18 protein-coding genes and 1 riboswitch are annotated in these 20,575 nt (G+C 70.1%); of the genes, 10 read left to right on the top strand and 8 right to left on the bottom strand.

Annotation, left to right across the window (positions count from 1 at the left end; genetic code table 11):
* Positions 1-46: 46 nt before the first annotated feature.
* From ACWDV4_RS16775 to ACWDV4_RS16760, 4 genes are all read right to left on the bottom strand, one after another.
* Positions 47-2,338: a hypothetical protein gene (locus ACWDV4_RS16775; protein WP_449979456.1), complete on the bottom strand. Its 2,292-nt coding sequence runs from the start codon at positions 2,336-2,338 to the stop codon at positions 47-49.
* Entirely contained in the window at positions 2,335-3,366 is a 1,032-nt protein-coding gene (locus ACWDV4_RS16770) for a glycosyltransferase family 2 protein (protein WP_449979453.1), read from the bottom strand. Before ACWDV4_RS16770 ends, ACWDV4_RS16775 begins: the two co-directional genes overlap by 4 nt.
* 97 nt (positions 3,367-3,463) lie before the next feature.
* Positions 3,464-5,176: a glycoside hydrolase family 3 protein gene (locus tag ACWDV4_RS16765; RefSeq protein WP_449979451.1), complete on the bottom strand. Its 1,713-nt coding sequence runs from the start codon at positions 5,174-5,176 to the stop codon at positions 3,464-3,466.
* A gap of 107 nt (positions 5,177-5,283) precedes the next feature.
* Positions 5,284-5,775, bottom strand: coding sequence for a DUF3145 domain-containing protein (locus ACWDV4_RS16760; RefSeq protein ID WP_449979449.1), 492 nt, complete (start codon positions 5,773-5,775; stop codon positions 5,284-5,286).
* Positions 5,776-6,112: 337 nt separating this feature from the next.
* On the opposite strand from ACWDV4_RS16760, the gene ACWDV4_RS16755 reads away from it, so the two are divergent.
* The 5 genes from ACWDV4_RS16755 to ACWDV4_RS16735 all read left to right on the top strand — a co-directional run bounded on the left by ACWDV4_RS16755 (position 6,113) and on the right by ACWDV4_RS16735 (position 13,422).
* Positions 6,113-6,442, top strand: a complete 330-nt coding sequence (locus tag ACWDV4_RS16755; protein WP_449979446.1) for a hypothetical protein — start codon at positions 6,113-6,115, stop codon at positions 6,440-6,442.
* A gap of 148 nt (positions 6,443-6,590) precedes the next feature.
* Positions 6,591-8,663, top strand: a complete 2,073-nt coding sequence (locus ACWDV4_RS16750) for a right-handed parallel beta-helix repeat-containing protein (RefSeq protein ID WP_449979444.1) — start codon at positions 6,591-6,593, stop codon at positions 8,661-8,663.
* 158 nt (positions 8,664-8,821) lie between these two features.
* The gene (locus tag ACWDV4_RS16745) at positions 8,822-10,939 is read left to right on the top strand and encodes a HelD family protein (protein ID WP_449979441.1); all 2,118 of its coding nucleotides are present in this window, start codon (positions 8,822-8,824) and stop codon (positions 10,937-10,939) included.
* A gap of 183 nt (positions 10,940-11,122) precedes the next feature.
* Positions 11,123-12,037, top strand: a complete 915-nt coding sequence (locus ACWDV4_RS16740) for a cation diffusion facilitator family transporter (RefSeq protein WP_449979439.1) — start codon at positions 11,123-11,125, stop codon at positions 12,035-12,037.
* 146 nt (positions 12,038-12,183) lie between these two features.
* Positions 12,184-12,311, top strand: a riboswitch (cyclic di-AMP (ydaO/yuaA leader).
* Positions 12,312-12,315: 4 nt separating this feature from the next.
* A complete protein-coding gene (locus ACWDV4_RS16735; protein ID WP_449979437.1) occupies positions 12,316-13,422 on the top strand; it encodes a coiled-coil domain-containing protein in 1,107 nt (368 codons plus the stop codon).
* A 65-nt stretch (positions 13,423-13,487) separates the two neighbouring features.
* On the opposite strand, the gene ACWDV4_RS16730 is transcribed toward ACWDV4_RS16735, so the two are convergent.
* A complete protein-coding gene (locus ACWDV4_RS16730) occupies positions 13,488-14,054 on the bottom strand; it encodes a TetR/AcrR family transcriptional regulator (protein ID WP_449979435.1) in 567 nt (188 codons plus the stop codon).
* A gap of 63 nt (positions 14,055-14,117) precedes the next feature.
* Here ACWDV4_RS16730 and ACWDV4_RS16725 point away from each other — a divergent pair, with 63 nt between their 5' ends.
* Entirely contained in the window at positions 14,118-15,188 is a 1,071-nt protein-coding gene (locus tag ACWDV4_RS16725) for an FAD-dependent monooxygenase (protein WP_449979432.1), read from the top strand.
* Positions 15,189-15,294: 106 nt separating this feature from the next.
* Positions 15,295-16,545 carry a S8 family peptidase gene (locus ACWDV4_RS16720; RefSeq protein WP_449979430.1) on the top strand — a complete coding sequence of 417 codons (1,251 nt, stop codon included), beginning with the start codon at positions 15,295-15,297 and terminating at the stop codon, positions 16,543-16,545.
* A 160-nt stretch (positions 16,546-16,705) separates the two neighbouring features.
* Here ACWDV4_RS16720 and ACWDV4_RS16715 read toward each other — a convergent pair whose 3' ends face one another.
* Both ACWDV4_RS16715 and ACWDV4_RS16710 read right to left on the bottom strand, forming a co-directional pair.
* Positions 16,706-17,167 carry an SRPBCC family protein gene (locus ACWDV4_RS16715; protein WP_449979427.1) on the bottom strand — a complete coding sequence of 154 codons (462 nt, stop codon included), beginning with the start codon at positions 17,165-17,167 and terminating at the stop codon, positions 16,706-16,708.
* Positions 17,164-17,547: an ArsR/SmtB family transcription factor gene (locus tag ACWDV4_RS16710; protein ID WP_449979424.1), complete on the bottom strand. Its 384-nt coding sequence runs from the start codon at positions 17,545-17,547 to the stop codon at positions 17,164-17,166. The genes ACWDV4_RS16715 and ACWDV4_RS16710 overlap by 4 nt, the downstream gene beginning before the upstream one ends.
* A gap of 165 nt (positions 17,548-17,712) precedes the next feature.
* Between ACWDV4_RS16710 and ACWDV4_RS16705 the strand changes: the two genes are divergently transcribed.
* Both ACWDV4_RS16705 and surE read left to right on the top strand, forming a co-directional pair.
* Positions 17,713-18,690 carry a 1-phosphofructokinase family hexose kinase gene (locus ACWDV4_RS16705; RefSeq protein ID WP_449979422.1) on the top strand — a complete coding sequence of 326 codons (978 nt, stop codon included), beginning with the start codon at positions 17,713-17,715 and terminating at the stop codon, positions 18,688-18,690.
* Positions 18,687-19,577, top strand: a complete 891-nt coding sequence (surE, locus tag ACWDV4_RS16700; RefSeq protein WP_449979419.1) for a 5'/3'-nucleotidase SurE — start codon at positions 18,687-18,689, stop codon at positions 19,575-19,577. The genes ACWDV4_RS16705 and surE overlap by 4 nt, the downstream gene beginning before the upstream one ends.
* On the opposite strand, the gene ACWDV4_RS16695 is transcribed toward surE, so the two are convergent.
* Positions 19,526-19,894, bottom strand: coding sequence for an STAS domain-containing protein (locus ACWDV4_RS16695; RefSeq protein WP_449979416.1), 369 nt, complete (start codon positions 19,892-19,894; stop codon positions 19,526-19,528). The two genes, surE and ACWDV4_RS16695, sit on opposite strands and share 52 nt — an antisense overlap.
* Positions 19,895-20,371: 477 nt before the next feature.
* On the opposite strand from ACWDV4_RS16695, the gene ACWDV4_RS16690 reads away from it, so the two are divergent.
* Positions 20,372-20,515 carry a hypothetical protein gene (locus ACWDV4_RS16690; protein ID WP_449979415.1) on the top strand — a complete coding sequence of 48 codons (144 nt, stop codon included), beginning with the start codon at positions 20,372-20,374 and terminating at the stop codon, positions 20,513-20,515.
* Positions 20,516-20,575: the final 60 nt, after the last annotated feature.

The following is a 20,575-nucleotide window of genomic DNA, read 5'->3' as shown; positions in this document are numbered from 1 at the left end:
GGCGGTCAGCTCAGTTTCCGGGTCGGCCAGCCAAGGTCCGGGACGGTCAGCCCAGTTCGTAGACCGCCATCCGGCCGTTGTCGAACCGGAGCCGGGCCAACTCCTGCAGGTCGCTCGCCTCCGGGCTCACCGACCGGTCGACCACCAGCCACCGTACGCCGTGTTGCTCCCGCAGCTCGCGCAGTCCCTCGGCGGTGGGGGCGGTGAACGCCTCGTCGTTGCGCCGCAGCAGCTCCTCGTCCCAGAACGGGGTGTACGCCCCCAGCGCCGCCACCCGGGGCGCGAACGCCCAGCCCTCCACCAGGACCCGGCGCTCGCTGTAGGCGCTGAGCCAGAAGCCCCGCGCGTCGCACCAGCCGTCGCCCCGGACCACGCAGTGCACGTTGGTGGCGACCACGTCCTCGGGCGAGCTGTGCTCCCGGGTCCACCGGGCCGCCTCGACCCGGGACCGGGGCAGCGGGACGTTGACGTAGGCACCGCCGTTGGGACGCTGCTCCGACTTGTACATGTCCATGATCAGCCCGGGGGTGCCGACCAGCAGGATCGCGGTGAGCGCGACCAGTCCGCCCCGCCCGCGCAGCGCCGGCTGCCATCCACACGCCGACCGCCACCCGAGGACGACGACCAGCCCGACCACGGCCAAGCCGAGGGCCCAGTTCAGCATCGGGCGCAGCTGGTCGAAGGGGGTGTTCCCCGACGCCCAGCCGGCGTAGCCGAGTTGGATGGCCACCAGCAGCAGGGCGAACCCGATGGCGAAGCCGCCCAGGAGGCCTTTCTCGCGTACGGTCAGGCGGGCCCGTTCGAAGACCAGCGCATAACCCCAGGCCGACAGCACCACCGCGAAGGTGAACCCGGCACGCAGGAAGTACTGGTTGCCGCCGCCGGACTGCTCCACCAGCAGGTAGAAGAGCAGCCCCGCGACGGTGCCGGCAAGCAGCAGCAGTTGACCTGGTTCGAGCCGGCCGCGTCGCTGCCAGAGCAGCGGCACCACCCCGGCGGCCCGCAGCTGCATGTTGATCAGGAAAGCGGCCAAGACGCCGACCACGACCAGCGCCTGCGCCCACAGTGGGCGGTCCGCCGGCCGGGCCCAGAAGGCTTCGAGGCTCCACAACGGGCCGATCTGCACACCGTACGCCTGGAAGCGGTAGAGCACCGCCGTGGCGAAGAGCTGCGCGGCACCGGCCAGGACCCCGGCCACCACCACCGCCCACGGGATGCGGCGCCGGGTGATCAACAGAACCAGCGCGGTGATCGCCAGGGCGAGCGCGACCACCGGCACCGAGCTGGCCTTGGCCCCGCTGGAGGCGAACATCAACAGCCCGACGAGTACGAACGCGCCCGGCCCGATCGGTGGCACCGGCCGGTCGGTGCGCTGGTCGACCACGTCCACCAGCGCGGCGATCAGGGCGATCAGCAGCACCCAGCTGTAGATCATCGACATGCCGTGCCAGATGACAAAGGTCGCCTGGGTGCCGAACGGCATGCTCACCGGGTGGGTGAAGTTCGTTTCGCCGATCACGAAGAAGAGCACCGCCGCGACGGCCCCGACGTACGGCCGGCCGCTGACCCGCCAGCCGAGCACCGCCGTCAGCACGATCGCCGCCGCGCACAGTCCGGGTACGGCCAGCCGCAGCGCCACCACCGGCAGGTCGATCTGGCCGATCAGGCTGGTCGCGGCCATGTGGGCGTACCCGAACCAGTGGTAGTCCAGCCGTTCCCCGGCGACCTGCGGCACGTGCAACGGGAACTGGTGCTTCGCCTCACCGGCCAGGGACAGTTGGTAGGCCAGATCGACGTACTGCCAGGTGCCCTCATCGGTGGGCAGGATCGGGTTGCGCTGGAGGAAGACCGACGACAGATAGGTGGTGAAGAAGGCCACCGCCCCCGCCACCGACCAGGACCAGCCCAGCGGGGCCTGGGCCGGGTAGTCCCGGACCAGCCAGTGCCGACGCAAGCCCGGTACGGCGGCGAAGACGGCGACCACCGCCAGCGGCCACAGCCAGAGCCAGCCGGCGATCCCCAGCGCGGCGAAGAGCGCCCAGGCCGGCAACTCCAGCACCAGCCCGACGGCGGTGCCCATGGCGAGGTCCTCGACCAGGGTGTGTGGCCGGCGGCGTAACGCCCGGTAGACCAGGGTGCCGGGCAGGGTCAGTGCCAGTACGACGTAGCCGGCGTACCGGATCAGATCCACCGGTGAGGTGCCGGCGGCGATCAGTACGACGACGAAGTAGCTGACGCCGACGATCAGCGGCGCCCAGCGTTGCCACTGGACCGGGGCGGGGCGTGACGGGTCGGTGGCGGCGGGCGTGGGGCTCGGGTGGGGGGTGGTCGCGGTCATCGGGCGGTCCTCGGGCCGGGCGCGGTGGTGGTCAACTCCTCGTCGGCGGCGGCCGAGGCCACCTCGACCGGCTCCTCCTCGACCGGCTCCTCCGCCAAGGTGTCGGAGCCGACGTAGTAGCTGGGCCGGCCCTGCACCGCGACGTAGATCCGTCCGATGTACTCGCCGAGCAGCCCGAGGCAGAGCAGTTGCACCGCCCCGAGGAAGAGGATCGCCACGTAGAGCGAGGGCCAGCCGGCGACGGTGTGGCCAATCAGGTACGCCACGAACACGATCACCAGCAGCACCGAGCAGAGCACCACCCCACCGGCCCCGAACCAGGTGGCCAGGCGCAGCGGGGCAGCGGAGAAGCTCGTGATGCTGTCGGTGGCCAGGCGCACCATCTTCGACAGCGGATACTTCGATTTGCCGGCCGCCCGTTCCTCGCGTACGTAACCGACCGACCCGCTGGGGAAGCCCAGCCAGGGCACCACCAGCCGCAGCACCGGACGCTGTTCGGGCAGTTCCCGCAGGGCAGTCACGGTGGCTCGGCTGAGCAGCCGGAAGTCACCGGCCTGGTCCGGGATGCTGTTGCCGACCAGGCGACGTACCAACCGGTAGTAGAGCCCGGCGGTCCACCGCTTGAACGGCGAATCGGTGGAGCGGTCCCGCCGTACGCCGTAGACGATGTCGAGGCCACCGGAGCGGGCCAGCGCCAGCATCTCGGCGATCGCCTCCGGCGGGTCCTGGAGGTCGGCGTCGATGCTGGCCACATACTCGCCCCGGGCCCGGAACAGCCCGGCGGTCAGGGCCGCCTGGTGGCCACTGTTGCGACGCAACCGGATCACCCGCAGCTGGGGCCAGTTGCGGCGCAGTCCGGCCAGGACCGCCGGGGTGGCGTCGGTGCTGCCGTCGTCGACGGCCACCACCTCGTACGGCTCGCCCAGCCCGTCGAGAACGCCGCGCAGCCGGGGGGCGAGCAACGGCAGGACGCTCTCCTCGTTGAACATCGGTACGACAACGGAGAGTGTCGGCTCCGGCGCTGTCACAGCCAGCACACCCTCCCGGTCGTTCGGTCGACGGACAGCCGAACGCTATCAGCACGATCGGTGACCGAGGTCACCCTGCCCGACCGCCGATTCGACGTCAGCGAGCGCAGGAACTGACCGGCAATCCGGGCACCGGCACCGGGGATCGGCCGACCGGCTGGGCCCGGCCGGCGAGCACCTGCGCCAACGCTGTCATCGAGGCCGCGCTGGAGGAGTACGTCGCCAGCAGCACCTTGGACTTCGCCTTGCCGAGCAGGTACGGCGTGTCCATGGCCACCGTCACCGCCGCGTCGGCGCGCAGATCGGCGGTCTCGTCGCCGTACCCGACCAGGTGGACCACGGTGCCGCCCTGCTCGACCACCTGCACGCCGGCCGCGCGTAGCGCCTCGGTCAGCACCTTCCGGGTCTGGTCCCGTCCACCCGAGGAGCTGACCGTGACCGGGCCGGTCAGCTTCGCGGCGGCACACGTTCCACGCAGCTGGGTGATGGACGCTGCGGCGAGTCGGCTGACCGCCTCCTGGTGGGTCGCGCTGTTGAGGGTGGACATGGCCGGGGTGGCGTGGGTGGCGAGCCGGAACTTCAGGGTCAGTACCCGGGTGACCGCCTCCACCAGCCGGGCCCGGGGCAGCGAGCCGTCCCGCAGGGCGGTCAGCAGCCCGTCGTACGCCTGGGTGATGTTGGGCGGCATCAGCAGCAGGTCGTTGCCGGCGTTGATGGCCTTGACCGCTGCCTCGCCGGCCGACCAGCGTTGCAGCGCCCCCATGTTCATCCCGTCGGTGACCAGCACTCCCTTGAAGCCGAGCTGGCCGCGCAGCACGTCGGTGAGGAGCTTGCGGGAGAAGGTGGCCGGGGTGCCCGGGTCGATCGCCCGTACGTCGAGGTGCGCGGACATCACCAGCCACGAGTCAGCGTCGATGCCCGCCTTGAACGGCGAGATCGCCTCGGCGTCGAGGGTCTTGCGGTCCTGGGTGAGCTGCGGCAGGTCCTCGTGCGAGTCGGCGGCGGTGTGGCCGTGTCCGGGGAAGTGCTTGAGGGTGGCCGCCACGCCCGCGCCCTGCAGACCGCGTACGGCGCTGCCGACCTGGGCACCGACGGCCTTCGGGTCGGCACCGTAGGAGCGGGAGCCGATCACCGCGCTGTTGGTGGCGAGTACGTCGGCGTCCGGGGCGAAGTCGACGTTGACGCCGAGCGCGGCGAGTTCGGTGCCGGCTGCCCGCCAGGCCGCCTCGGTCAGCGCCGGGTCACCGGCCGCACCGGTGGCCAGCGCGCTGGGCAGGATGGTGACGCCGTCCTTGATCCGGGTGACCACGCCGTACTCCTGGTCGATGCCGACGAGCAGCGGCGCGGAGCCGGCGGGCAGCTTCGCGGCGGCGGCGCGCAGCCCGGTGGTCAGCCCGTGCACCTGCTCCGGGTTGTCGACGTTGGTGGTGGCCTGGTTGCTGCCGGTGGGGTCGTCGGCGGAGAAGCCGACCAGGATCACGCCGCCGAGCCGGTACTTCTCGACCATCTGCGCTGGGGTGTCGACCCCGGCGAGCTTCCGGTTGCCGGCTGCTGAGCCGGCGGAGACCCGGGTGGCCGAGTCGCCGTACGCGTAGGGCATCAGCACCTGCCCGACCAGGTCCTCGTCGGCGAGGGTGGCCACCAGCTGGGCGGCTTGGTCGGCGGGGTCGCCACTGGGTGGGGCGGGCGGGGCGGGATTGGCCGGCGGCGATGTGGCGGTCGGGTCGCCAGCGCAACCGGCGGTGATCAGCGTGGCCAACAGGGCAAGCATGACGGGTATCCGCCGAGGGGTGAGCGGCACGCGGCCCATCCCATCAGTTCCCCCCGAATCGGGGCAAGTTGGGGCTGTCGCCGCCGCCGTGAGCTGCGGGTACGCCGGCCCGGCTCAGCCGAAGCTGCCGGTTGAACCGGACAGGCTCAGCCGACCTGGGTGAGAACGGTCACCGGAGCGCCGTCGCCGGCGTGCCGGTACGGTTCGAGTTCGGCGTCCCAGGCCGTACCGAGGGCCTTGTCCAGCGCGTGCGCGAGCGCCTCCGGGGCGCGGGCGCTCGCCATGATGCTGCGGAGCTGGTCCTCGCCGAGTTGGATGTCGCCGGCCGCGCCGGTGGCGGCTCGGAACAGTCCCCGACCGGGGGCGTACATGAACCGCTCCCCATCCAGGCCGGGGCTGGGTTCTTCGGTGATCTCGAAACGGATCATGGGCCACTGCCGAAGGGCAGCAGCCAGTTCCGCGCCGGTCCCGGACCGCCCGGACCACCCGCACTCCGCCCGACGGGCGGTGGGATCGACCGGTTGGGCCGTCCAGTGCAAATTGACCGGCGCGGAAAGGACGCGCGCAATCGCCCATTCGACGTGTTGACACACGGCGAGTGGGGTCGAGTGGACGTATACGACGCCACGCGTTGGCACGTTGTGACCTCCCGGGGAGCGAGGTGCGTCTTCCCCTACGACCTCGATCACCAGGTGGCTGAGACTTATGATGACTGACGTGACGGATGGTGTGCTAGGAAATCGGGAATTCGATGGTGTGGAATAGCCATCCCGGTGGCCGTGGTTGCACCCCTACGACGGCCCGCGCTAGCCAACCGGCCTGCGGGGTCATGTAAAGTTCACTCGGCGGCTTCTGCCGCCACTAGCGTTTCCCGTGTCCGGCGGTCCACCGACCACCAGACCCCTTCCGGCGGTCCGCCGTCGGGCCCCCGGACCATCCGTCCTCCCGTACGTACGTCTTGCAAGGAGTACCTCCGTGGCGAGCAACACCTCTAAGACCGCGCGCGCGTCAGTCCGCGCCGGCCAGGCCGGTCAGGGTGGCGCCCTGAGCGTTCTCGGCGAGTTCAAGTACCTCATCCCGCTCAACGGCGGCAAGCACGCCTACGTGCGGAACCTGACCAACGGCAAGACCAACCACCTGCGCACCGACTCCGAGGCGTTCATCGAGGAGATCCGGGTGCTGGCTGGTGCCGGCCACGCGGCCAAGATCCGGGCTGAGATCAACGGCCTGGCCGCCGCGCACCCGAGCGACGGCTGGGAGGCCACCGAGAAGCGGCTGGTCGAGGCCGGCGTCTTCGAGGCCTGAGTCACCCGCCTGGGTGGCCACTTCCGGCCACCCGCCTGAGGGCATCCGAAACGGCCCCGGTGAAGGATCATTCGATCCCGCACCGGGGCCGTTCACTTTTCCCCGCCGAACCTAGCCTCCAGCTGAGACTTCCCTTAATCTGCGCCACATGGCGATATTGACGCGCGTCGTCGGAACAGCCGTACTCCTGCTACTGGTGTTGGCATCCGCCGCGCCCGCCGCCGCCCACGACGAGCGTGATCCCGTCTATCCGGATGGCACCGGCAGCGTCCCCATCTACCGCGCCGATGGTCCCCGGCTGCTGGTCTGCAAGGACGATCCGACCGACTTTGCCAGCCGAATCGTCGCCTTCCCGAGCGAGGCCAAGACCCGCAACCAGGAACTCTTCACCGAGTGCCAGCGCACCGGCTACCGGCACATCCAGGCAGCGGTGGATGCGGTACGACTACCCGGCACCCGGATCCTGGTGCTGCCCGGCGTCTATCGCGAGGAGCCGAGCCTGGCACCCCCGCCGCCCGCCTGTGCCAACCTCTCCGCACCGATGTCGGGCAACCAGCTCTACCAGGTGCTCAGCTTCGAACAGCAGCGCGACTGCCCGCACATCCAGAACCTGGTGGCCGTGATCGGCAAGCGCGACCTCCAGATCGAGGGCACCGGGATCAACCCGCTCGACGTGGTCGTCGATGCCGCGTACCAGAGGCTCAACGCCATTCGCGCAGACCGTGCCAACGGCTTCTACCTGCGCAACCTGACCGCCCAGCGGACCACCTTCAACGCCGTCTACATCCTGGAGACCGACGGGTTCGTCATCGACCGGGTGACCGGTCGGTGGAACGACGAGTACGGCTTCCTCACCTTCGCCGACGATCACGGCCTCTACACCGACTGCGAGGCGTACGGCAACGGCGACTCGGGCGTCTATCCGGGGGCCGCCTCCAACATCAACGCCAACCGGGGTCACCAGGTCGACCGGTACGCCATCGAGATCCGGGGCTGCTACTCGCACCACAACCTGCTCGGCTACTCGGGCACCGCCGGGGATTCGGTCTGGGCGCACGACAACGTCTTCACCGGCAACGGGGCGGGGGTCGGCACCGACTCGGCCTTCCCCAACCACCCGGGCATGCCGCAGAACCACGCCCGGTTCGAGCGCAACGTGATCGGCGACAACAACGAGGACTACTACCGGTACGTCCGGGACGGCACCTGCGCCCGCCCGTACGCCGAGCGCGGCTATGAGCAGGGCGTGGTCTGTCCGGCGGTCGGGCTACCGGTGGGCACGGGTGTGATCAACCCCGGCGGCAACTACAACCTCTGGCGGGACAACTGGGTGTACGGGCACAAGTACGCCGGTTTCGTCACGTCCTGGGTGCCGGGGCAGATACGTGGCGACACCTCGCTGGGGGCGCAGTTCGACACCTCACACCACAACCGCTACCTGGGCAACAAGCTGGGTGTGAAGCCGGACGGCGGCACCGCCCCGAACCGGATGGACTTCTGGTGGGACGGCCAGGGCCGGGGGTCCTGCTGGCAGGCCGCGTCCGACGCCGGTGCCGAGCCACTGGCCCGGCCCGCCTGCGGACACGACGACCTGCCCGCCGGGCTGGGCAGCAACCGGGCGATCGCCGAGCCGGGCAAGCTGCTCAAGCTCTACGCCTGCTCCGACTACTCCCTCGGCGAGCGCCGAATGCCCGGCAACTGCGACTGGTACGGCGCCCGGGGCCTGGCCCGGATAGAGGTGCAGTGGGCGCTCGGTGAGGCGCTGCTGCTCGGCCTGCTCGGGCTGGCCCTCTGGGCGCGGGTGGCCCGGGGGGCGCGGGTGGCCCGGGGGCGTACCAGCGGGCCGGCGGGCTGGTCGGTGGTGCTGCTGCTCGGTGGCCTGGCCATCGGGGTGTTCGGGACCGCCGCCGAGGCGACCTGGTGGACCCCGGCCGGGTTGCTGCTGACCGGGCTCGGCTGGCTCGGCCTCGGCTGGTCCGTACGCGCCGCCGGGCGTACCGGGCTGGGCTGGCTGACCCTGGCGCTGGGCGGCTTCGCCCTGCTCGGAGCCCTCGACCGGGGGCTGGTCATGGTGCCGTTCACCCCGATCGGTCCGGTGTGGGTACGGATCCTGCTGGAGTTGGTCTGGGTGCCCTGGGCACTGCTCGCCCTGCGTCGCCGCCCGGCCACCGCACCCGTCGCGCTGCGTCGCCGCCCCGCCACCACACCCGTCGGAACGTGACGGAGATCAAATACCCGCCGACATACCTCGCTCGGCAGCACGTACCTGGGCGGTTACCCGTACCCTCGCTCTGGTCACCGTCACGAACCGACAACCCACCGACGAGGTGGGTCGGTTCGTGACGATGGCCTACCACCGATCGTCCAGGAGCCAGCGCGTTGACCGACCTCACCACCCTCGAACAGGAGATGGCCGCTGAACAGCACCATCTCGACCGGGTCTACGCCCGGTTGGCTGCGCTGCGCCAGTCGGCCGCGCTGGCGGAGCAGGAGGGCTACCAACTGGCTCGGGTGGGCAACTTCGGGGCGCTGGTGGAGCGGGACGCGATGGTCTTCCACGCCGCCCGACGACGGCACTCGCTCGACGCCGAGCACGAGGGCTTGGTCTTCGGCCGGCTGGACCTGCGCACCGGTCCGGTGATGCACATCGGCCGGCTCGGCATTCGCGGCGAGAGCGCCGAACCGCTGCTGATCGACTGGCGGGCACCAGCCGCCGCCGCCTTCTACCAGGCCACCGCCGCCGATCCGCAGGGCGTGATCCGGCGGCGGACGATCCAGTCCACCGGCGAGCGGGTCACCCGGATCGAGGACGACCTGCTCGACCCGGCCGCCGCACCGCCCGGGATGCGAGTGGTCGGTGACGGTGCGCTGTTGGCCAACCTGTCCCGGGCCACCGGCCGGGGCATGCGCGACATCGTCGCCACCATCCAGCGGGAGCAGGACCAGGCCATCCGCTCCCCCGGTTCCGGAGTGACGATCGTCTCCGGCGGGCCGGGGACCGGCAAGACGGCGGTGGCCCTGCACCGGGCCGCGTACCTGCTCTATTCCGACCGGAACCGGTTCGCCGGGGGCGGTGTCCTGGTGGTCGGCCCGTCCGGGGTCTTCGTCCAGTACATCGCCTCGGTGCTGCCCTCGCTCGGTGAGGAGACGGCGACCCTGCACTCGCTGGGCTCGCTCTTCCCCGGGGTGGTGGCGACCCGAGTCGACCGGACCGAGGTCGCCGCGATCAAGGGCTCGCTCCGGATGCGCCAGGTGCTGCGTCGGGCGGCCCGGGACGCGGTACCGGACGGTCCGGGCGAGCTGCGCCTGCTCTACCGGGGTGAACTGCTCCGGCTGAGCACCGCCGAACTGGACAAGATCCGCACTCGGGCGCTCGCCGGGGGCGGTCGCCGCAACGAGGTACGCCGGATCGGCTTCGACGGGATCTTCTCCGCACTCTGGGCCCAGGTCCGCAAGATGCGCGTCGGTCGCCTGCCCGACCAGCGGGTGTTCGAGGACGAGGTGGCCGAGCGGCCCGAATTCCGGGACTTCCTGCGCGCCTGGTGGCCCCGGCTGCACCCGTGGCATGTGCTCGGCTGGCTGGCGATGCCGGAGCGGCTGCGCGCGTACACGGCGGGAATCCTGTCCGGTGCCGAGACCCGGCTGCTCGCCGAGTCGTACCGGAATCTGGATGCGGACGGGCCGACGATCGCCGATGTCGCCCTGCTCGACGAGTTGGACGAGCTGCTCGGCAAGCCGATGAAGCGGGCCGCCCGACGCAAGCGGGACCCGTTCCAGCTCGCCGGTGGGGTACGGGAGTTGAGCACGTACGCCGACCGGCAGCGCGCCGCGCGGGCCGACCGGCAGCGGCCGGAGGACTACCGCGAGTACGCCCACGTGGTGGTGGACGAGTCGCAGGACGTCTCCCCCATGCAGTGGCGGATGATCGGCCGGCGGGGCCGGCTGGCGTCCTGGACCGTGGTGGGTGATCCGGCGCAGACCGCCTGGGCCGGCGACCCGCGTGAGCTTGCCCAGGCTCGGGACAAGGCGCTGGGCAGTCGGCCCCGGCACGAGTACACCCTCTCCACCAACTACCGCAACCCGGCAGAGATCTTCGCCGTCGCTGCGGAGGTGATCCGCGAGGTACATCCGGACCTGCCGCTGCCCACCGCCGTACGGACCACCGGGGTCGAGCCGGTCGCGCTGCGGGTGCCCGCCGCCGAGCTGCCAGAACAGGTCCGTACCGCCACCGCGCGACTGCTCGCCGAGGTGGAGGGGACGGTCGGCGTGATCACGCCGGTACCGCGCCGGACCGAGATCGCCGACTGGGTGGCGGAGCTGGCCGGACCGCGCCTACAGGTGGTCGACTGTCTCCAGGCCAAGGGCATGGAGTACGACGGGGTCGTGCTGGTCGCGCCCGGGGAGATCCGGGCCGATTCGGAGTCGGGGGTACGCACCCTCTACGTCGCCCTGTCCCGGGCCACCCAGCGGCTCACCACCATCGACCTCACCGACTGACCCGCGCCCGTCGTCCCGGCCCACCGGCGCCGCTGTTGCTGTCCTCTCCCTGTCCCCTGCTGCCCGCATGCTCTCTCTAGGTCTACCTTCTCCCTGCTTCTGCTTTGCCAGCGTTTCGCTTGCACATATTGCGATGTGAACATAAGTTGAGCCAGACGCGCGGGAGCGACGGAGGGTGGGCCGATGGGGGCTGGACACGACCACGGCGGGCAGGTGATGCGCGCCGCGGAGCGCCACCGGGGACGGCTCTGGGCCGCCTTCGCCGTGCTCGCCACGTTCATGGTCGTCGAGGCGGTCGCCGCCCTCATCACCGGGTCACTGGCCCTACTCTCCGACGCCGGGCACATGTTCACCGACGTACTCGGAATCGGCATGGCCCTGGCCGCGATCACCGCGACCCGCCGGACGACGAACGACCCGCAGCGCACCTTCGGCCTCTACCGCCTGGAGGTGCTCGCGGCGCTGGCCAACGCGGTGCTGCTCTTCGGCGTCGCGATCTACGTCCTCGTCGAGGCGGTACGCCGATTCGGTGAACCGCCACACGTGCTCGCCGGGCCGATGTTCGTCGTAGCCGTACTCGGCCTGCTGGCCAACGTCGTCGCCTTCGCCCTACTGCGCTCCGGCGCCAAGGAGAGCATCAACCTGCGCGGGGCCTACCTGGAGGTGCTCGGCGACCTGCTCGGCTCGGTCGGGGTCATCGTCGCCGCCGGCCTGATCGCGCTGACCGGCTGGTGGTGGGCCGACCCGCTGGTCGCGGTGGCCATCGGCGTCTTCATCCTGCCGCGCACCTGGCGGCTGGGCCGGGCGGCGGTACGCATCCTGGTGCAGGCTGCCCCCGAGCACCTGCACGTCCCCGCCGTGGCGGAGCGGCTCTCCGCCGTCCCCGGGGTTGCCGACGTGCACGATCTGCACGTGTGGACCCTCACCTCCGGGATGGAGGTCGCCTCCGCGCACCTCACCATCGAGCCGGGCACGGAGGTGGCACAGGTGCTCGCCGCCGCACGGGTGGCCCTGCACGACGACTTCCACATCGAACACGCGACCCTACAGGTCGAGCCGGGTACGGAGCCCGGCACCTGCGGACCGACCGGGTGGTAGGGGTCTGACGCGCCGAGATTCAGCGACGAGATTCAGCGGTGCCATTTAGCAGCGTCTTAAGTTTCCGCGTACGGTCATGATCTTTCTCGGCGCTACCGGTAGGCTCGGTCGAGGTCACCACCAGGCGGCACCGGCACCGGTGCCGGTGGTGACTGCCGCCTAATCGCCATCTGCGAACCGGGGAACCACCACTTGGGGTGCATCCGCGTCAGCGGTAGGGATCTTCCGTCCCGAACCCGTCAGCTAACCCGGTCGGCGGCTGACGGAAGGACAACTGCATGCCATTCCCGGCACCCGTACGACGAACGGCCGCCCGCATGACGGCGCTGGTGGCCGCAACGATCACGGTCTGCCTGACGGTCGCCGTACCGGCGGGCGCCGCCCCGGTAACCGCCGGGGCACCCGGCGCAACCGCCAGCGGGATGCCCCGCCTGGTCACCGCCGCTGGGCTCCTCGCCGCTCCAGACACCGCCGACCCGGAGGGCGGCAGCCCCAGCCTGCGGAAACAGCTTGAGGCGGCCTCGAAGGGCTACCTGGACGCCAAGGCGGCGCTGGACAACTCCATCAAACGACAGAAGCAGCTCGCCGAACACCTCGCGGCCATCGAGGCCGAACTGCCCACCCGGGCCGCGACCGTGGGTGAGCTGGCCGGAGCGGCCTACCGGACCGGTCGCCTCGGCACGGTGGCCGCCCTGCTCAACAGCGACTCCCCGGATGGCTTCGTGGACCGCGCGGCCACCCTCGGGATGGTCGCCAGCAGCGAGGACCGGCAACTTCGGGCGCTACTCGACACCCGCGAACGGGAGAGCCGGGCGAAGGCGGCGCTGGACAACGAGATCCGCGAGCAGCGCAAACAGGTCGCCGTCATGGCCAGCCGCAAGCAGCAGGCCGAGCGGGCCCTGGCCACCGCCGGCAGCGGCTCCCCCAGCGCTGGCGTGACCGGCAGCAACTCCTCGGCGGCGAAGCCCGCACCACGCAACTCCGACGGCTCGTGGCCAAACGAGTCGTGCAGCGTGAACGACCCCACCACCTCGGGCTGCATCACACCGCGCACCCTGCACGCGATGAACCAGGCCAAGGCCGCCGGCTTCACCCGGTACGTCTCCTGCTATCGCAGTGGCGGTTCCGGCGAGCACCCGAAGGGGCGGGCCTGCGACTTCGCCGCCCAGAAGGGTGGCTTCGGCGGGGTGGCGACCGGCGGGGACCGGACCTACGGCAACAACCTGGCGGCGTACTACGTGAACAACGCCAACCGGCTCGGGGTGCTCTACGTGATCTGGTTCAAGCAGATCTGGCTACCGAGCAGCGGCTGGAAGTCGTACAGCGGCGGCAACGGCGACCCTTCCAGCGACCACACCAACCACGTCCACCTCTCCGTGTATTGATGCGCTGAGGTTTGAGGTTAGGAAGGGCCCCTTCCTATCGCTTTTTGTATAGGAAGGGGCCCTTCCTAACCGCCGTCGGCGGCGACCAGGCCGCCCAGCAGCAGCCGGATCCCGGGTACCGGGTCGGTCTTCGTGTCGGGGAACGCCACCCCGTGCAGCACCACCCCGTCGAGGTAGTCGGCGAGCAGTCGGCCATGTCCCGCCGGATCGGTCGAGCCGATCCCCCGCAGCCACGGGATCCCCCACTCGATGATCTCGCGGTTGCCGCGCACCAGTTCCTGTTGCAGCTCGGGGCGGACCCCGGCCTCCACAAACAGCGCCAGCCGGGCCAGTGTCTGACAGCGTCCCGGGCCGGTGGCGAAGCGTACGAACTCTCCCAGCGCCCCGGCCAGCTCGTCGATGTCGGCGGGCTGGATCACGCCGGCGAACCGCTGCCATACTTCCCGGTCCAGCTCGGTCATCCGGGTCACCACCCCGGTGAGCAACGCGTCCCGGGTACGGAAGTAGTTGGACGTGGAGCCGGCCGGCAGACCGGACTCAGCATCCACCGCCCGATGGGTCAGCTGGCGCAGCCCTCGCTCGCCCAACACCCGGATGGCCGCGTCGGCGATCCGGACCTGCCTGCTCTCCATGTGGATCACCTTAGGCCACTACGACTGTAGTGCATTTACTACATCCGTAGTACGGTTCGACGCATGAGCAGAAGAGCGGGCATCATCGGGGGCGGGATCGGTGGCCTGGCCACCGGGATCATGCTGCATCGGGCCGGCTGGTCGGTACGGGTCTTCGAGCGGGCCGGCACGCCGGGCGGCACCGGCACGGCGCTGGGCATGTGGCCGGAGGCGTTGCGCGCGCTGGACGCGATGGGGCTGGGTGACGCGGTACGCGCCATCGGCACCCGACAACGCAGCGGCGATCTGCTGCGACCGGACGGCAGCCGGATCACCACCATCGACGTGGCCGCCATGGCCCGCCGCACCGGCGAGGCCGTACACCTGATCTCCCGGCCGGCGCTGCTCCGCCTGCTGGCCGAGGCGCTCCCAACAGACCTGCTCTCCCTCGACACGGAGATCTCCGACGTTGCCGCACTACAGCGGGAGTACGACGTGGTGGTGGTCGCCGACGGCATCTTCAGCCAGACCCGTACCGCCCTCTTCGGCCCGACCAGCCAGGCCCGCTACGTCGGCTGTACGGCATGGCGCGGCACGGTCGACGGTGCGATCGACACGGTGAACGAGACCTGGGGGCGCGGCAAGCGGTTCGGCATCACCCCACGCGAGGACGGGCGGACGAACTGGTTCGCCACCGTTCGCACCGCCGAGGGCGGACGCTCACCCGCAGGCGAGGTGGCTGCCCTACGCGCGCACTTCGGCGACTGGCACGAGGGGGTACGCCGGGTGTTGGCGGGCCTGCACGACGAGGCGGAGGTGTTGCGGCACGACATCTACGATCTCCATCCACCGCTGCCCACCTTCGTACGAGGCAACGCCGTGGTGGTCGGCGACGCCGCGCACGCGATGACTCCCGACCTTGGTCGGGGCGCGTGCGAGGCGCTGGTCGACGCGGTGACCTTGGCTGGCCACCTGGACCGAGCGCCGGACGTCCGGTCGGCGCTGGCGGCGTACGACCAGGAACGCCGTCGACCGGTGCAGCGCCTGGCCCGACTGGCCCGGACCATGAACCGGATGACCCAGGTACGTCGGTTCGTCCCGCTTCGGGATATCGCGGTACGCGCCGCACTGGCGGTCGGCGGCCCGCCGAGCTGAGACGTTAGGAAGGGCCCCTTCCAAGGCAAAAAGCGATAAGAAGGGGCCCTTCCTAACACTTGGCAGACCGACCCTAGACATAGGGGTACATCAATAGAATTGGGGGATGACACTCTCCCACAGCCCTCGACCGAGACTGGGCGCCCGGGGCGTCCTCGGCGTCCTGGCCACCACGATCATGGTTTTGTCCAGCACGATGGTCGCCGGTTCGGCGACGGCAGCAAGCAGCCGCGCCGAGATCGGCGACGCCGGCACCGCCACCGCGATCCCGGGCAGCTACATCGTCGTACTCACCGACAGCGCCGTCGGCGGCAAAGCCGGCACCCGACAGGCCGAACTCTCCGCCACCGCCAGCAGCCTGGCCGGCCGCTACGGCGGCACCCTGGGCCGGGTGTACGGCGATGCGCTCAACGGATTCCAGGTCCACCTGACCGAGTTTGCGGCCCGCCGACTGGCGCAGGATCCCGCGGTGGCCTACGTCGAACAGGACCGCACGGTGCAACCGACCACCGTCCAGACCAACGCGCCATGGAACCTGGACCGGATCGACCAGCCGGCCCTCCCGATGAACTCGACGTACAGCTTCACCAGTGCGGGCACCGGGGTGAAGGCGTACATCATCGACAGCGGGGTGCAGATCGGCCACCAGGACTTCGGCGGACAGGCGATCTACGGGTACGACGCGGTCGACGGTCTGCCGCCGGCCAACGACTGTACGGGGCACGGCACGCACGCGGCCGGCACGGTCGGCGGGACGTGGTGGGGCGTGGCCAAGGATGTCGTACTGGTCGCCGTCAAGGTGTTCGACTGCGGTGTACCCGGTCAACTCTCCACGGTCATCGCCGGCATCAACTGGGTCACCGCCGACCATCTCCCCGGCCAGCCGGCCGTGGCCAACCTGGGCGTGCAGACCAGTTCCAGCAGCGCACTCAACACGGCGGTGACGAACGCCATCGCCGACGGCGTCTCCTACACGGTGGCTGCGGGCAACTCCAATGCGAACGCCTGCAACTATTCGCCTGGTTCGACTCCGACCGCGATCACCGTCGGCGCCACCGGCCCCAACGACGCTCGGGCGAGCTGGTCGAACTTCGGCCCCTGCCTGGACTTCTTCGCGCCCGGCGTGACGGTCACCTCGACCTGGTACACCAGCATCAGCGCCACCACCCCGTTGAGTGGCACGTCACAGGCCGCACCCCACCTGGCCGGCGCGGTCGCTCGGGTGCTGAGCAACAATCCGACCTGGACTCCGGCCCAGGTGCAGAGCTACCTGGTCAGCACCGCGACCATCGGCGTGGTGACCAACCCGGGCACCGGCTCACCAAACCGACTGCTCTACCTCTCCCCCACCGGCTGAGTATCGGCTCTCCCGCACCGGCTGAATCACCGATAGCGCGCCCGCCCCCGGGCCGGAGATCCGACCCGGGGGCGGGCGTCGACCATGGACGCGGCATCGGTGACACTCACGCCACCAGACGAACGGGATTCATGCCAGCGTACGAGCAAACGAGGCTCGCTCAGCTGCCGAGCAGCGTGTCGAGCTTGGTGAACGAGCTCTCCCAACCGGCGGTGGCCATCTGCACCATCTCTGCGGTGTACGGCCCCTGGCGCAGTACGAGACGGGTCTTCCCACCCTCGTCGTGGAACTCGATCCGCATGTACATGCCGGTGGTCTCCTGCTGACCGGGTACGCCCTCCCAGTCCTCGGTGCCCACGATGAGTTCGTTCTCGATGACCTCGGTGAACCGGGCGTTGACCGGCGAGGTCATGTTCGGGTCCTCATCGCTGACCATGGTGAACCGCTGGTGCCCACCGACGCGTACATCGACGTCGACGGTTTCCCGGGGCACCGAGAAGCCCACCGGCCCGAACCACTGGGCCAGTTGGTCGGGGTCGGTGAAGGCCCGGTAGACCAGCTCCCGCGGTGCGTTGAAGATCCGGGTGATGACCAGTTCCTGGTCGGGTTTCGCCTGGGTCATGACTCTTTCCCTTCGGGTTCTGCTCGGTCGGTGTGGGGTGTCGCCTGCTGGTCCTGCGCCTGCATGATCCGCCGCAGGTGGGCGTCCAGCCGTTCGAAGTTGGCGTCCCAGAACTTCCGGTACCGCTCCATCCACTGCGTCGCCTCCTGAAGCGGTTCGGCGTTGAGACTGCTGGAGCGCCATTGGGCCGTACGGCTTCGGGTGATCAACCCGGCTTGTTCGAGCACCTTCAGGTGTCGGGAGATCGCCGGGAGGCTGATCGAGAACGGTTCCGCGAGTTCCGAAACGGTGGCGTCACCTTCCGCGAGCCGGGCGAGGATCGCCCGTCGGGTCGGGTCCGCCAGTGCCGCGAAGATGACGCTCAGGCGGTCGCTGGCCACCGCATTTAGCCTCCTTGTTAATTAACCGATGCGTTAAACATAGGGTCCTCGGTGTGCCCTGTCAAGCCCAAACCACGGACGGACGCAGCGCGCCCGTCCGCCCCATGAGCGACGCCAGGCAGAGACCCGCCGCATGAGCGACGCCAGGCAGGGAAACGACTCCCCATGAGTGACCACGTGATGGTCTTCGCCCCGGCCCCGCAGCTGACGGTGACCCTCGACCAGACCAACGGCGAAGCAGAGATGCATCTGCATCCTGGCGGTCAGGGGGTCTGGCAGGCGCGGATGATCACATCCCTCGGCACCCCGGTGGTGCTCTGCGCCAGTCTGGGCGGCGAGATCGGGCAGGTGCTCGAACCGCTGATGGCCAGTGAGGGCGTCGACCTGAAGGTGATCCGCCGGGAATCGAGCAGCGGCGGATACGTACACGATCGCCGTAGTGGCGCCCGAGAGGAAATCGCGGACGTACCGGGACATCCGCTGAGCCGGCACGAACTGGACGAGCTCTACAACCTGGCTCTCGGTGAGGGGCTACGCGCGCGGGTGAGCGTGCTCAGCGGTCCCGGCCACCGCTCTCTGGCCCCGGCGGACACCTACCGGCGGCTCGCCGCCGACCTCGGCGGAAACGGCAGTCTGGTGGTGGCCGACCTCTCCGGCGAGCATCTCGGTGCGGTCCTCGACAGCGGGCTCTTCTTCCTCAAGGTCAGCCACGAGGAGTTGATCGCCGATGGCCGGGCAGCCAACGACAGCGAGGAAGAACTCGTCGAGGCGATGCACAAACTGCACACCGAGGGCGCGGAGTCGGTGGTGGTCAGCCGGGCCGGGGATCCCGCCCTGGCGTTGATCGAGGGAGAGGTCTACGAGGTGCACATGCCCCGGTTACAGGCGGCGGATCCGCGCGGTGCCGGTGACTCGCTCACCGCTGGAGTGGCCGCCGTACTCGCCCGGGGCGGGGACGTGCCACTCGCCGTACGCACCGGAGCGGCGGCTGGCGCGCTCAACGTGACCCGGCACGGCCTGGGTACCGGCCGCCCGGACGCGATCGCCGGACTGGTCGACCGGGTCCGGCTCGCCCCGATCGGGGCGGACCGGCAGGAACGGATGACGCCGGACCAGTTCGCCGGCCGGACGAATCCGGCATGACCATGCGCGTACTCATCACCAACGACGATGGCATCGCCGCCCCCGGCATCCGGTGGCTGGCCGAAGCGGCGGTCGCCCGAGGTCTGGACGTCGTGATCGCAGCGCCCGCAACCGAGGCCAGCGGTACCAGCGCCGGGATGACCGCGGTGGAAGAGGAGGGCCGGGTGGTCGTCGAGGAACGCACCGTCGACGACCTGCCGGGAGTTCCCTCGTACGGTGTCGCCGGCTCCCCCGGTTTCATCACGCTGATCGCCATTCATGGCGCGTTCGGGCCGCCCCCGACGCTGGTGCTCTCCGGCGTCAACCGGGGCGCCAACGCGGGCCGGGCGATTCTGCACTCGGGCACGGTGGGCGCGGCGTTCACTGCGGCGGCCAACGGCTGCCGGGCGATGGCGGTCTCGCTCGACGTACTCTCCGCTGCCACGGCCACCGCCGCCAGTGGAGGCGCCGCCGTGGCGGCGGACCACGGACACGACGACGCTCGCCACTGGAGCACCGCCGCCCGGTTAGCGCTGGATCTGCTGCCCCGGCTGACCTCGGTGCCGTTGGAGTGCGTACTCAACGTCAACTCACCGGACATCCCGTACGAGCAGTTGCGGGGTGTCCGACGGGGTTCGCTGGCCGGCTTCGGTCAGGTCCAGATGACCGTGGCCGAGATGGGACACGGATTCATCCAGACCGCGCTGGAGGAGTCGGGCCAGCCGGTGGAGCCCGGCACGGACGTCGCCTGGCTCGCTGACGGGTACGCCTCGGTGACCGCCATTCGGGCGATCACCGAAGCGCAGGATGTTGACCTTTCCGGCCTGGACCCGATCGGGCGCGGGCCGGATGACGGTCAGCCGCCGGCGACCGGCGCTTCGGGGGCCGGCGAGGCACCCGCGAAGTAGGGCTCCGGTGCGCCGAAGAGGCCGAGTAGTCCGGTAACCCACAGTTGCCGGTGCACAAACCGGCTCGGTTCGGTGACCACCAGCTTCACGCCGCTGACCTCGGCGGTCTGGAATCCGGCGACCATCGCGCTGATGCCCACCGAGTCGATGAAGCTGACGAGTCGCATGTTGAGCTCGATCCGGGCGGGCCGACTCTTGGTCAGCACCCCGGCAATCGCCTCACGTACCTCGTACGCCGTGTCGACATCGATCTCTCCACGGGGGGCGATCTCCACTACTCCGTCTGGCAGGGTCGACTGGACGATCGACAGGCTCACGCGGGAGCACCTCCACTCGCCCGTCTCCGGGCGCCTCATCAGTACGCGGGCCGCGACCGAGAGTATTCCTCCCATGGCCTCGGTCGCCACCCTTCCGAGGGGGCAATCTATGCGAAGGGCCCCCCAAAACAGCATCTATCCGGGCAATCGACACCATATGTTCTCGCGATCCATGAAGCCAATCCGGCCCCACAGCCCCGTCAGCCTAACCGCCTTGGCGAGCGAGCCGGCCGCTAGCGTGGCCGGTTGACGTCGGCGTGGCGGCCGACTTTCCCAGTGCCCTCGCTGACCAGCACGATCGCCGCGCTCCCCGCCCCGGACGGACCCGATCGGGGTGGACAGGCGGCACTACCATCGGCCGGAACGAGCCCTCGCACTGTCGATCTCCCGTTTTACCGGTACCGATCCAGCGTCCACCGGTACCGATCCAGCGTTCACCGCCGGCCGTTCCGGCCGCCAAGTACAGGGAGACTGATCATGTTGAAGAAGCTGCTCGGCCTCGCCGGTGTCGGCGCCCTGCTCGCCCTGATGCTCGCCTGCGGTTTCGGCCCCGCCGGTGACGACGACGATGACGACGACGACGACTTCGCGCTACCGGTAGCGGTGGTCACCCTCCGCTGACCGGATACAACCGCTACTTCCCTCCGCCGGACGCGTTTGCCGGGAAGCATGTTCGGGCAC

The sequence above is a fragment of the Micromonospora sp. NPDC003197 genome (assembly GCF_053590565.1).
Note: the sequence above shows the minus strand (reverse complement) of the source record. Positions and strands in the feature narration are given on the sequence as shown.

Bases quoted from the DNA above. Each gene is read 5' to 3' on its own strand.
- ACWDV4_RS16775 (WP_449979456.1), bottom strand. From the start codon at position 2,338: ATGACCGCGACCACCCCCCACCCGAGCCCCACGCCCGCCGCCACCGAC.
- ACWDV4_RS16765 (WP_449979451.1), bottom strand. From the start codon at position 5,176: ATGGGCCGCGTGCCGCTCACCCCTCGGCGGATACCCGTCATGCTTGCC.
- ACWDV4_RS16750 (WP_449979444.1), top strand. From the start codon at position 6,591: ATGGCGATATTGACGCGCGTCGTCGGAACAGCCGTACTCCTGCTACTG.
- ACWDV4_RS16740 (WP_449979439.1), top strand. From the start codon at position 11,123: ATGGGGGCTGGACACGACCACGGCGGGCAGGTGATGCGCGCCGCGGAG.
- ACWDV4_RS16735 (WP_449979437.1), top strand. From the start codon at position 12,316: ATGCCATTCCCGGCACCCGTACGACGAACGGCCGCCCGCATGACGGCG.
- ACWDV4_RS16730 (WP_449979435.1), bottom strand. From the start codon at position 14,054: ATGGAGAGCAGGCAGGTCCGGATCGCCGACGCGGCCATCCGGGTGTTG.
- ACWDV4_RS16725 (WP_449979432.1), top strand. From the start codon at position 14,118: ATGAGCAGAAGAGCGGGCATCATCGGGGGCGGGATCGGTGGCCTGGCC.
- ACWDV4_RS16720 (WP_449979430.1), top strand. From the start codon at position 15,295: ATGACACTCTCCCACAGCCCTCGACCGAGACTGGGCGCCCGGGGCGTC.
- ACWDV4_RS16715 (WP_449979427.1), bottom strand. From the start codon at position 17,167: ATGACCCAGGCGAAACCCGACCAGGAACTGGTCATCACCCGGATCTTC.
- ACWDV4_RS16705 (WP_449979422.1), top strand. From the start codon at position 17,713: ATGAGTGACCACGTGATGGTCTTCGCCCCGGCCCCGCAGCTGACGGTG.
- surE (WP_449979419.1), top strand. From the start codon at position 18,687: ATGACCATGCGCGTACTCATCACCAACGACGATGGCATCGCCGCCCCC.
- ACWDV4_RS16690 (WP_449979415.1), top strand. From the start codon at position 20,372: ATGTTGAAGAAGCTGCTCGGCCTCGCCGGTGTCGGCGCCCTGCTCGCC.